Origin of the sequence: Protofrankia sp. Cas4, from assembly GCF_963555915.1 — a bacterium.
Lineage (GTDB): Bacteria > Actinomycetota > Actinomycetes > Frankiales > Frankiaceae > Protofrankia.
Window position 1 is genome coordinate 1 of sequence record NZ_CAUVXL010000042.1, and the last position, 12,445, is coordinate 12,445.

The window sequence follows — 12,445 nt, forward strand, 5'->3', positions numbered from 1 at the left end:
CGATCCTCGCCCCGGCGGTCCTGGCCGAGCGCAGACCCGACTACCTGCTCCTGCTGGCCTGGAATGTCCGGGACGAGATCATGGAGCAGCAGGCCGCCTTCGCCCGGCGTGGCGGCAAGTTCATCGTGCCTGTTCCTCGACCGGTCGTTTGCTGACACCGGACCACGGCCGACGGCGACAGGGCAGCGGCGTAGCCTCCGGGCGGTCCAAGGCCATGTGGACGCTGGGCGACCAGGTCATCTCCAGCGGGACCAACGCGCTCATCGCCTTCGCGGTCGCCCGCCGGGTTTCGGCGGGCCAGTTCGGCGCGTTCTCGATCGCCTTCGCGCTGTTCGCGCTGGTCGTCGGGTTCTCCCGGGCGGCTGGCACATCACCGTTGGGCATGAAGTATGCCGACGCCGCCCCGCGGATCTTCCGGGCGGCGGGCGCCGCGGCGACCGGCACGGCGCTGGTTCTCGGCATGATCACAGGTGGATGTCTGGTAGCCGTCGGTGCGGTGCTGGGCACCACGGTCGGTGCGGCGATAGCCGCGATGGGTCTGGTCATGCCGGGCCTGCTCCTGCAGGATGCGTGGCGTTACGTGTTCATCGCCGAAGGCAGGCCCGCGAAGGCCGCCGTGAACGACATGGTGTGGACCGTGATCCAATTGGGCGGCGTGTTCTTCCTGCTCCGTCATGGCGTCGGGTCGTCCGCGACGTATCTGCTCGTCTGGGGTGGAGCCGCCGCGGCGGCAGCCCTGGTGGGGATCGTCCAGTCCGGCTTCTGGCCCGCACCGGTCAGGTCCCGTGAATGGATCAGACGGCACCGCGAGGTCGCGGGCTACATGAGCGCCGAGTACATCACTGTTCAGGGCGCCCAGCAGGGGTCGACACTGCTGATCGGCGTATTCGGCACCGCGATCGCGGTCGGCGCGCTGCGTGGGGTCCAGACCCTCCTCGGCCCGACCACGATTCTCGCCGTCGGCATCATCAGTTTTGCGATTCCGGAGTTCTCCCGTCGGCGGGATATGTCCGCCCGCGCCCGCATTCGATCCGCGACCATGCTTTCATGTCTGGTCGTCGGTGCCGGCGTGCTGTGGGGCGCGTTGTTCCTTCTTGTTCCCGACCGCGTGGGCGTCGCGTTGCTGGGTGACACGTGGGCGCAGACCCGTGGCATACTCGTTTTGACAATCATCCAGCAGGCGGGGGCGGCTGCCACGGTCGGTCCGGCGTGCATGCTTTATGCGCTTGGCCAGCCCAAGCTCACTTTCCGCGCCCACTGTGTGCTCGCGCCGGCCCTGTTCGTGTTCCCGGTCGCCGGTCTGGCGCGCTACGGTTTGCAAGGGGCTGTCGTCGGGTACATCGTCGCTTTCTGGATGACCGTGCCGTTGTGGTTCGTGCTGCTGCATCGAGCCGCGCACCGGGCCGAGGTTCCAACCCGTGACCTGCTCGGGTCTGGCGAGAAGGCCGGGTCCAGAGGGCCAGAGGCGATGCGGACGGTATGTTGACCGGTCGGCATCGTCGGGGCGGGCGGTGAGATATCGTGAGTTCGCGGTGAGACTGCACATCATCTATCGATCCGTCGGCAGCGAGAACCGCAAGGACCGACCGGACTTCTACAACAAGTCCCTTGCGCTGGCGTCACTGTTGCGCGCGGTGGACAATGTCGATATTGAGACCGAGCTTGTCTTCGTCAACGACGGGCCGGTTCCCGCTGGCCGCCTGGAGATGATGTCGGAAGCGGGCGAGGTTCTCAGTGTCCGTTGCGGCAGCAACCGGTCGTCATACCGGTGGGTGCTGCGACTACCTCGGCAGCGGGGCTGGTCACCAGCCGATCTTGTCTGGTTCTCCGAGGACGACTACCTCTATACCGGTGCGAGCCTGCGCGATCTCGTCCGGGCCGCGAACGAGCTGGACCGCGCCGATTACTTCACTCTCTACAGCTCGATGCGTTTTGATCCCGCGGCCACCCGATGCTCGCCGTTGATCAGTTCGGCGACCCGCTCCCAGGGTGATCCCGATGCGGTCCTGCTGGGCACGGCGCGCTGGTACCGGGCGGTGAGCGCCACCAGCACGTTCGGGGCCCGGCTCGGGGCGGTGCTCGCCGACGAGCGACTGTTGCGTACCTCCCCGTTCCTCGGCGAGGCATGGGACCAGGCCACCTGTCTGGCCTACCAGGGATACCGGCCGTTCGGCCTGCGGGAACTCGCTGGCGGCAGGCCGGATCCCGGGCACATGGGGCGGCCTCGGGCCGCGGCTCGCCGGGTCGCGCTGATCGGCGTACGGACCGCCGCCAACGCTGTCACACTTGCGCGGCCGCAACACGCGCGGCGGACCCTGGTGGCACCTGATCCAGATCTGGTCACGCATATGGAGCAGCGGTTCCTGGCACCTGGCACTGACTGGGCCGCTGTGGCTACGGCGGTCGAGCACTGGTCACGCAGTCGTGGTCAGGAGACGTCGTGGGCCCCGAAACCGGGGGCCTGACAGGAGCCTGTTTCACAGCAGGTTCCAGGAGATGACCAGGGGGTTTGCGCAGCTGTGCACCGACGTTTCGGGGCATCCGGTTGCGACTGTGCGCAACGAGCTATGCTCACAAGCTGGCTCCGTCGCCATGGAATTGTGTGCGCGGTGGAGGAGCCTTGGCCAAAGGATGCGCGATCATGGTTCTGCGCGTATCCGGCGGCCGCGATAGGGAGTCTTGGCCAAAGGATGCGCGATCATGGTTCTGCGCGTATCCGGCGGCCGCGATAGGGAGTCTTGGCCGAAGGATGCGCGATCATGGTTCTGTGCGCATCCGGGCCATCAGAAACAGGGGGCTGCGATGTTTTCGCGATCCGGGTGGCACGAGGGCGGCCGATCCCTTCGTTCCCGTGGGATCTTCGAGGTGCTGATCTCGCCTGAGGCGAGGGGCGCGCGCAGGTGACCCCGGTTGCGCAGCCGTCAGCGGAGGCGACCCGGGGCCTTGGGGGGGTGTCCCTGCTGCGGGTCCTGGGACGCCGCTGGTTGGCGATTGTCATCGCGGTGGTTATCGGCGCGGCGCTGGCGCTCATCCTTGCCAAGCGGCAGGCTCCGGTGTATCAGGCGACGGGCCGGGTGTTCCTGAGCACCTCCGACGCGGCGCTCGGCGGGGGCTCGGTCGATGCCACCCGGGTCGTCCAGACCCAGGCCCAGTTCGCCGCCTCCACCGCGGCTCTGGACCTGATCGCCGAACAGCTCAAGGTGTCGCGGCCCTATGTGGCCAAACGGGTGAAGGTCACGCCGTCGGCGGGAGGCTACTTTTTCACGATCGTCGGCAGCGGCGGCACCGACGAGCAGTCGGTGCGGTTGGTCCAGGCTACCGAGAGCGCCTATCAGCAACTTCTCTCCCAGTATGGGGCGGACAGCAGTGGCGCTGTCGATCGGCTTACCAAGCTGCGGGACGAGACCTACAAGAACCTCCAGAGGCTGCAGGCCCAGCAGGCGGCTCTGCCTCGTAACGCGGACGAACAGGTTCTTGCCAGCCAGATCAGCAACCTCAACTCACAGATCGCCGATCTCAACCGACGGATTCCCGAGGCACAGGTCAACGCCGCGTTGAGGGCCGGTTCGGTGACGCTGGCCGAAGCTCCGCGTTCTGATGGCAAGGTCGCACCGCAGCTGTTCCGTGACGCTCTGGTTGGCGCGTTGGTCGGGATGTTCCTGGCGGCGGCAGTGGTCTGGTGCGCCTATCTGCGCCGGCCAACGGTTCTCGACGGGCGCGGCGCGGCCCTTGCCCTTGATGCGCCATTTCTTGTGGAAATTCCCGATCGGCGCGGCAGCGGACTCCCGACCGACACGCTTGTCTCCGCCATGTCCGCGGTATTGGCACCAACCGTCAAAGTGGTGGCGCTCGTTCCGGCGATGCGAGGCGATCTGGGTGTCGATCTGGTGGCGGCCGTCTGCGCAAGCTGGTCAGACGATCAGGGAGTTGTGCTGATCATCGACGCCTCCCCGGAGCCCGACGTCCGCGCGACGTTGGAGCACCTACCTCGAGCGGTTTCCGGTGAGCTGCCCCGCTGGGCGCACGAGCCGACCTGCCTGGCCCGCTCATCCGGCACCGGACGAGGGCATCTGCTGTACAACCGGGTCGCGCCGGCCCGGGCCGCCCGGCCCGGTGGGCTCGCGCCCATCCTGGCGGACCGCGCACCCGTTGTCGATCTTGTCATCCTGTTGACGCCGGCGCTCAGCGAGCTTCCGACGACAGCGGTGTCCGCCGCGCAGGCGGATGCCATCATCGTTGTCGCCAGCGGCGATTCCCTGCTCAAGGAGCTGTCGCGGGTGCCGCGGCACTGGCCGGCCCTGGCGGGGCGGATCGTGGGCGTGGTCTTCGACGGCCGATCCGGCGTCCGTCGGTCCGCGCGCAATGCGGCGCCCGCGCGCGCCGCCGATGACGTTGTCGGCCCGATCGTGGGTGCCGGTGGTCGTGCTGCCTCCGCGCCGGGCGCATCATCGAGGGCGTCGATGGACGCCGGGCGTCGCCGGCGCGGCGACAGGGAGACTACGGACAGATATGTCCGTCCCACCGGTAAGCATTGAGCGCCTGGACGGCGCTTGGCGGCACTTCGCGGTTGGCTGCACGGGTGGCTGACGCTCGGACCAAGTGGTCGGCGCGGGATGGCTGTCCATGGTGACACGTTTGACAACCCGCATTCCACGGAGCTGGGTGATCCCTGAGCCGCCGGCGGCGGTGACCGACCCCGCCGCCGACCGCCGGACACTACGGCTGCTGACGGTGCTGCTGTTCGGTGAGGTCTTTCTCCAGCGGCTGGCGGTCCCGGTGGGTTCCACCCAGGTGCCACTGATGCTGCCGGGAGTTCTCGTCGGCGCCGTGGTGCTGCTCGCGTGGGGTGACCTCGCGGCCAATATGGGCCGAACCAGGGCCTACCTGATCGCCATGGCGGCGTGCGTCAGCGCGGCGTCGGTCGTGTTCATCCGGGGCCTTGACGACAATTCACTGACGTCGCTGCTCCTGCTGGTGGTGACCTATGCGCCGTTCTGCTATGGCCTGCGCGCCGACGTGTCGGCGACGCTGTTCCCCCGGGTACTGGACCGTTTTGCGATCATGACGGAGGTGCTGGCCGGACTCGCGGTGGCGCAGTTCGGCCTGCAGCTCGCGGGCTGGCACTACCGCGACATCATCGGCGGCATTCTCCCACCCGACCTGGTCATGCGGAACTTCAACACGTCATATCCGGTGGCCTACGGCTCCAACCTGTTCAAGGCGAACGCGTTCGTCTGCCTGGAGCCGTCCTTCTGTTCGCAGTTCCTCGCCATCGGTCTGGTCGTTTCGGTGTTGCGGGGTGTCCGCTGGTGGCGACTGCTGCTACTCGTCGTGGCCATCCTGGCCACGGTCTCGGGCACCGGGGTGATTCTGCTGGCCGCCGCGCTTGTGCTGCTCGCGGTCCACAAGGGACCTCGATTTGCGATCACGGCGGCGACGGGTCTCGCGCTGGTCGTGACCATCGTGAGCTTCACGCCGGCTGCGGATGTCTTCGCCGAGCGCGCCACCGAGACGTCCACGAGCAGTTCGAGTGGCAGCCTGCGTTTCGTCCAGCCCTACACCCGGACCTTCGACCGGCTCGGCGGCGATCCGTTGACCGTGCTCTTCGGCTCCGGTCCGGGCTGGTCCGACCGTGACGCCGACCAGTTCATGCACAACACCGGCCTGCCGTTGAACTATGCCATGCTGCCCAAGCTCGTCCTGGAGTACGGCCTCGTCGGCGGGACGGCTTTCCTCGCACTCGTCGTGTTGGCGTTCGCGCGCGGATCCCCGTCGTTCGTCCTCTCCGGTGCGGTACTGGTCTTCTTCACGGTGCTGTCCAGCAGTCTGCTCAGCCCGGTTGTCGTCTACCTCGGGTTGCTCCTGGTGACCTGGTTCGCGCGCGACATCTGGTGACGCCCGGGCCTGGTCAGGTCAACAGACCGACCGCCGCGAGCGCGTCCGCCGCGTCCGCGACCGTGTCGAACGGCAGGTCCGCACGCTCGGCGATGTCAAGCATGCTGTTGGTGCCGTCGGCGAGGTTGAGGACCCACAGCAGGCCCATTTCGACCGCATCGCGCCCAAGGGTGGCGCCGATCGAGCGGTACAGACCCCGCCGTCCCAGCTGCGGCTCCCCGAACGGGGACGTGTTGGTCCAGGTCCGGTCCCGCTCGCAGATCTCGATCGTACGCATGATGATCGCGAAAGAGTCGCCAAGGCTTTCCGGCGTCACGAGGTCCATGTTGTCGGCGGAGGTGTGGTATTCCGGGTACTCGCCGTGCTGGCTGCGGCCGAAACGGCCTACCGGCAGGTTGAAACCGGGCGAGCAGAACTGGCGCTCGTCATACCCGTACGGAGAGAAGTCGACCACATGGTGCGGTCGATCAGTTTCTTTCAGCGCCCGCGTCGCGGCCCGGTCGATGACCGCGTCGCCGCGTCGGCTGCGTTTGTATGTCGGCTGTCCGCGGTCGCCGAGCCCGGTCAGCACGAGACCGTGCTCAACCTGTTCGACGGCGTGGCGGTTGTGGGCGAGCCACGTGATCGCCCCGATCGTCCCGGGGATGAACAGGATCCGGTAGGTCAGGCGCCGGGGCCGGTCCGCGAGTGCCCCGGCGAGCAGCGTCGCCATGGCGATACCGGAGGCGTTGTCGTTCGCCATGCCCGGGTGGCAGACGTGGGTGGTCAGGAGGAACTCGAGCGGACCGCTACCGGGCAGGAGGATCTCGGCGAAGGTCAGTGATCCGTCGGTGAGCGTCGTGTCGATGTGCACCTGGTACTCACCCTCGGCAAGCGCGCGCCGCTGCCGGTCGGGTAGGCAGAAACCCCAGGTCTCGCGGTAGTAGGAGGTGCGGTACGGCACCCAGTCGGGTCGGTCGGGCAAGGAATGCAGGTGCGGTGCCAGGTCGGGGAGGGCAAGCCGGGTGTATGTCGGTGCGCTGTAGTTCACCAGGTGCAGTGGATGGTCGGCGACATCAAGGATGCGCTGACCGTCCGGGCCGGCGAGCCATGCCTCCCGGACATTCCACTCCTTGGGCACCGTCCAGTCGAGCACCGGCGTGTCGGTGGGAATCTCACGTACGGTGAGGGGGACCGCCGGGTCAAGTGCCCGCCGGACCGTGGCCAGCGTTCTGCGCACGCCGTTGCCGGTGATGCTGCGCATCGCGGGGGTGAGCTCGGCGACCAGCTCGTACAGATGCGCCCCGAGCGCACTGGTCGTCTCGTCGGGAATGCGCGACACGCGAACTCAACGTTTCCAGACGCACCAGGGTGCGGTGCCGGAGTCCCAGAGCTGGTTGAGTTCGGTCCAGTCCCGGTAGGTGTCCATACCCATCCAGAAGCCCTCGTGAGCGTGCAGCGTGAGTTGGCCCGCGTGCGCGAGTCGCTGTAGTGGCCGACGTTCGAGGAGCAGGTCGGGGTCGTCGTCCAGGTAGCCGTCAACGAACTCATGTTCGAAAACGAAGTACCCGCCGCTGACCCAGCCGGACGACGGCGGTTTTTCCGCGAATCCGGTGACCGTGTCGGCGACGGTGGCGAGTTCGCCGTAACGGCTGGACGGCCGGACCCCGGTCACCGTGCCGATCCGGCCGGCGCGTTCATGATCGACAAGTACGGCGGTGAGGTCGACCGTGCTGAGCCCATCGCCGTAGGTGAGCATGAATCTGGGCTCGGTCAGATATTCGCGTACCCGGGCCAGTCGTGCCCCGGTGCCGGTGAGTAGGCCCGTCTCGGCGAAGGTCACCTCCCAGTCCTCGTCGCCGGCCGCGTTGTGAAACGTCGGGGTGTGGTCGTCGGTGAGGTGCAGGGTGAAGTCCGCCACCTGCGCACGGTAGTTCAGGAAGTAGTTTTTGATCGAGTCGCTCTTGTAACCCAGGCACAGGATGAAACGGCGAAATCCATAATGTCCGTATGTCTTCATGATGTGCCAGAGGATCGGCTTGCCACCGATGTCGACCAGTGGTTTGGGAAGTTTCTCGCTCGCCTCGCGCAACCTGGTGCCCATCCCGCCGCACAGGATGACGACCGGAATATCCGGCACATCACAGCTTATCCATGACTGTTCATTACCGGCGGGTTTGGTAGCTGTTGTCACGACTTCTTCTTTTCTCCCGTGATCGACCCGGTGGCCGCCCGGAGCGGAATACGTGGCACGGTTGTTCCCGCGCAGGGCTGGCCGTATTCCTGGCAACGCTCACCGGAATGGGCCGCGGGTGGCGGCCACCACGATCGGACGCCACGATCGGCCGCCAGCCTTGATCGTCACGGACGCCGGTGCGGGCCCGGCCGGGCTGCCCGCCGTCTGTCGGCTCCCCTTCGTTACAGTTCGCGGGGTATCCGACGTCGCATTAAACGTTTTCGTTGACTGCGATGATCTTCGGCGATTCGTGACTGCGTGATCGAAGATCATTAAATGGTCAAAGGGTGCACGATCATGGTTCTCTTCGGGTGCCCGGCGGCCCCGGACGGTATGGGGGTGGGTGGGTGCGGCGTGGTCGGTTGGACCAGCGACTCCTTCCCGTTGCCGGCGTCATCATCGCCGCGGTCCTCGCGTTGACCGCCTGGCGGTTGACCCCGGCCGGAGCGCACCAGGCCGGGTCAGACCCGCCAGGCACGCCACCGGTGTCCGCAGGCGGCCTGGGCGCAGCGGCCCCGACCAGCGCGTCGGCCACGGCCACGGCCACGGCCACGACGGGTGCTGGTGCTCGTGCTGGAACCACGGTCGGCGGAGATGAAGCTGCGGCGGCGCCGGTGCCACGGGTCGCACCGGCAACTCATCTCGGCCCCTTCCCGAGCGGTGTGGCCGCCGGGACGCTTGCCGAGGCGAACGCGTGGGCGACCTTTCGCGGCCGGCCCAACGACGTGGTGGTCACCTACACCGACCGGTCTAGCTGGCACACGATCGTCCGCCCGTGGATCGGACGAGACCGCAACCACTTTGCCGGATTCCCCGGCAGCTGGGTTATCAGTCAGCCATTATTCCCGGAGTCCGGACCGGAAAGGGGCAACCTGGCGGACTGTGCCGCGGGCGCGTACGACGGCTACTGGCGCGATTTCGGACTCTGGCTGGTGGCAAAGGGGCGCGGCAGTTCGTTCGTCCGGCTGGGGTGGGAGTTCAACGGCACGGGGTTCGCGTGGTCCGCGGTCAATCCCATATTGTGGATCACGTGCTACCGTAATGCCGCGTCCGCGATCCGGCGGACCGACGCACAGGTTCGCCTCGACTGGAACCTCAACGCGCACGGGTCGGTCGGCGTGGCTGACGCGTTCGAGCTGTATCCGGGGGACGCCTATGTCGATGTCATCGGCATAGATGCCTACGATCAGTATCCGCCGAGTGTTGACCCGGCGACTTTTGATGCACAGTGTAACGGTCTCGACGGATTGTGCGGAGTGGTCCGCTTCGCCCGGCTGCACAACAAGCTGTTCTCGGTGCCGGAGTGGGGGGTGGTGGCGAAAGAAGGCTCGAAGGCCGGGCCGCTCGGCCAGGCCGGCGGTGACAACGCCCTGTTCATCGCGAAGATGTACCAGGTATTTGTTGATAATGCCGATATACTCGCCTATGAGGCATATTTCAACGAGGACAGGGCTGGCAACGTCCGGTCCGCACTGATCAACCCGACCGTGAACCCGATGGCCGCCCGTGAGTACCAACGCCTGTGGTAGCGACGTCCGGACGAGGGAACCTACGGTCAGGAGGGTCGTGGCGCGGCCAGTGCACGGTGGTGGGAGCACGGCCGTCGGGGTGGGGGATCCCTCGGCGGGTAAGGTTGGGCATAACGCCTCGCGCGCTGGCGTCGCGAGGTGCTTCGTGAGGACGCTCCGGTGCGCGGCCAGCGACCGGGTTTGCGACGTCGTGTCCGTCTGTAAGATTGCGTCGTTCTTCGAGAGGCTCGGGACGCACCTATGACCCTCGCCCCGCTGTTGGACGTTCTGACCGCCAGCCCGGGTGCTGATCCGGCCCTGGCCCGTGCCCTCGCCTCGGTCGGTGAGCTCCAGCTTGACCTGTCGGCGCCGGCTGCGCTGCGGCCGTTCGCCGCTGCCGCACTCGCGGGCCGGGGTGGTCGGACGGTGCTTGCCGTGACCGCAACCGGTCGAGAAGCAGACGATCTTGCTGCCGCGCTGTCGAGCATGATTGATCCCGCCTCGGTCGCGGTGTTTCCGAGCTGGGAGACCCTGCCGCACGAACGACTGTCCCCGCGGGCCGACACGGTCGGGCTCCGGCTTGCCGTGCTGCGCCGCCTGGCACATCCGCACAGTACCGGCCAGCGGCCGCTGTCGGTTGTGGTCGCGCCGGTCCGGGCTGTCCTGCAGCCGCAGGTCGCCGGGCTCGGTGACCTGGAACCGGTGTCATTGCAGGTCGGTGACAGCGCCGATCTCAACGACGTGGTGGAGAAGCTGGTCGGGGTCGCCTACCATCGGGTCGATCTGGTGGAGCGGCGTGGCGAGATTGCGGTCCGTGGCGGCATCCTCGACATCTTTCCGCCCACGGAGGAACATCCGCTGCGGGTTGAATTCTTCGGCGACGAGGTTGAGGACATCCGGCCGTTCTCCGTGGCTGATCAGCGGGCGCTGACCGATACCGGAGATGCCGACGGTGGCCGTCACCGGCTGTTCGCGCCGCCCTGCCGGGAGCTGCTGCTCACGCCCGAGGTCCGGGCCCGGGCCCGGGAACTTGCCGCAAAGCATCCCGAGATCCTCGACATTCTTGACAAGATCGCGGATGGCACTCCTGTCGACGGCATGGAGGCGCTCGCGCCGGTGCTGTCCGACCGGATGGTGCTGATGCTCGACGAACTACCCGCCGGAACGCATGTGCTGGTGTGCGACCCGGAGCGGGTCCGTGCCCGCGCCGCCGAGCTGGTGCGCACCAGCCAGGAGTTTTTGGAGGCGTCCTGGAGCACGGCCGCGCTTGGCGGCAGTGCGCCGATCGACCTTGGCGCGGCTGCCTACCGCTCGATCGCGCAGGTCCGCCAGCGTGCCGCCGAGATCGGCCTGCCGTGGTGGTCGGTCAGCCCCTTCAACGTCGGTAGCGGTGCCGGCGCCGGTGCCGGTGCCGGCGAGGAAGATCTTGACGATAACTCCGTCATCTCCAGCCTGCGCCCGGCTACCTCGTATCACGGTGACACGGCGCAGGCTGTCGCTGACATCAAGGGCTGGCTGGCGGACTCTTGGCGCGTCCTGTTGATTACTGAGGGACATGGGCCGGCTCAGCGGCTGGTCGAACTGCTGCGGGATGCCGATCTCGGCGCTCGTCTCACCGACGACGCCAATCTTTCCCGCGGTGTCGCCACGGTCACCTGCGGTCAGTTGGGGACCGGTTTCGTCAGCGATCTGCTGGGGCTCGCCGTCCTGACTGAGACCGACCTCGCCGGTCAGCGCGGCGTGACCACCCGGGACATGCGCCGGATGCCGCACCGCCGCCGCAAGGGCATCGACCCGCTGGCGTTGCGTTCCGGTGACCTGGTCGTCCACGACGCCCACGGGGTCGGCCGCTACGTCGAGATGGTCACCCGGACCGTTGCCGGTGCAACCCGCGAGTACCTCGTTCTGGAATATGCCAAGGGTGACCGCCTCTACGTCCCGACGGACCAGCTTGAACAGGTCACCCGCTATGTTGGTGGCGAAGGTCCGAGCCTTGACCGTATCGGCGGCGGGGACTGGGCCAAACGCAAGGGACGCGCCCGCAAGGCCGTCAAGGAGATCGCCGGCGAACTCATCCGTTTGTACAGCGCACGGATGGCCGCGCCGGGGTACGCCTATGGGCCGGACACTCCCTGGCAGCGGGAGCTGGAGGACGCCTTTCCGTTCCGCGAGACGCCCGACCAGCTCTCAGCCATCGAGGAGGTGAAGGCCGACATGCGCAAACCCGTCCCGATGGACCGGATCATCTGCGGCGATGTCGGCTACGGCAAGACCGAGATTGCGGTGCGGGCTGCATTCAAGGCGGTGCAGGACGGCAAGCAGGTCGCCATTCTCGTCCCGACCACGCTGCTCGTCCAACAGCATTTGCAGACGTTCTCCGAGCGGTATGCGGCATTCCCGGTGACCGTGCGGGCGATGTCGCGGTTCAATTCCGCGTCCGAGCAGAAGACTGTGCTGGAAGGGCTCGCCAAGGGCGGTGTCGACATAGTCATCGGAACCCACCGGCTGCTGTCGTCCGCGTCCCACTTCAAGGATCTCGGCCTGGTGATAATCGACGAGGAGCAACGGTTCGGCGTCGAGCACAAGGAATACCTGAAGAAGATGCGGACCGCGGTGGACGTGCTCACGATGAGCGCCACCCCGATTCCCCGGACGTTGGAGATGTCGATCACCGGTATCCGGGAGCTGTCGACGATCGACACCCCGCCGGAGGAACGGCACCCGGTGCTCACCTTCGTCGGCCCGAGCGACAACCGGCAGGTCACCGCAGCGATCCGGCGCGAACTGCTGCGAGAGGGCCAGGTTTTCTTCATCCACAACCGGGTGG

The 12,445-nt window shown here is 67.1% G+C and carries 8 protein-coding genes and 1 pseudogene; 7 read left to right on the forward strand and 2 right to left on the reverse strand.

All coding sequences use genetic code 11. From position 1 onward, the window contains the following. The 5 genes and pseudogenes from U9979_RS04420 to U9979_RS04440 all read left to right on the forward strand — a co-directional run. Nucleotides 1-155: pseudogene (locus U9979_RS04420) on the forward strand (methyltransferase); the annotation flags it as partial. Nucleotides 156-214: 59 nt separating this feature from the next. Continuing rightward, nucleotides 215-1,486 carry a hypothetical protein gene (locus tag U9979_RS04425; protein WP_322778371.1) on the forward strand — a complete coding sequence of 424 codons (1,272 nt, stop codon included), beginning with the start codon at nucleotides 215-217 and terminating at the stop codon, nucleotides 1,484-1,486. A gap of 25 nt (nucleotides 1,487-1,511) precedes the next feature. Then, nucleotides 1,512-2,465, forward strand: coding sequence for a hypothetical protein (locus tag U9979_RS04430; protein ID WP_322754655.1), 954 nt, complete (start codon nucleotides 1,512-1,514; stop codon nucleotides 2,463-2,465). Between the two features lie 435 nt (nucleotides 2,466-2,900). Beyond that, complete coding sequence (locus U9979_RS04435; protein ID WP_322778372.1) at nucleotides 2,901-4,535, forward strand: Wzz/FepE/Etk N-terminal domain-containing protein; 1,635 nt, start codon at nucleotides 2,901-2,903, stop codon at nucleotides 4,533-4,535. A gap of 127 nt (nucleotides 4,536-4,662) precedes the next feature. Further along, entirely contained in the window at nucleotides 4,663-5,895 is a 1,233-nt protein-coding gene (locus U9979_RS04440; RefSeq protein ID WP_322778373.1) for a hypothetical protein, read from the forward strand. Nucleotides 5,896-5,908: 13 nt separating this feature from the next. Here U9979_RS04440 and U9979_RS04445 read toward each other — a convergent pair whose 3' ends face one another. After that, complete coding sequence (locus U9979_RS04445; RefSeq protein WP_322778374.1) at nucleotides 5,909-7,216, reverse strand: DUF4910 domain-containing protein; 1,308 nt, start codon at nucleotides 7,214-7,216, stop codon at nucleotides 5,909-5,911. Nucleotides 7,217-7,222: 6 nt separating this feature from the next. Continuing rightward, nucleotides 7,223-8,014 carry a sugar phosphate nucleotidyltransferase gene (locus tag U9979_RS04450; RefSeq protein ID WP_322778375.1) on the reverse strand — a complete coding sequence of 264 codons (792 nt, stop codon included), beginning with the start codon at nucleotides 8,012-8,014 and terminating at the stop codon, nucleotides 7,223-7,225. Nucleotides 8,015-8,457: 443 nt separating this feature from the next. Here U9979_RS04450 and U9979_RS04455 point away from each other — a divergent pair, with 443 nt between their 5' ends. Further along, entirely contained in the window at nucleotides 8,458-9,639 is a 1,182-nt protein-coding gene (locus tag U9979_RS04455) for a glycoside hydrolase family 26 protein (RefSeq protein WP_322778376.1), read from the forward strand. 240 nt (nucleotides 9,640-9,879) lie between these two features. Further along, nucleotides 9,880-12,445, forward strand: a 2,566-nt coding sequence (locus tag U9979_RS04460; RefSeq protein WP_322778377.1) for a transcription-repair coupling factor, incomplete at its 3' end; no start/stop codon positions are given.

Excerpts from the sequence above, each read along its gene's own strand:
- U9979_RS04425 (WP_322778371.1), top strand. The coding sequence starts at position 215 with ATGTGGACGCTGGGCGACCAGGTCATCTCCAGCGGGACCAACGCGCTC.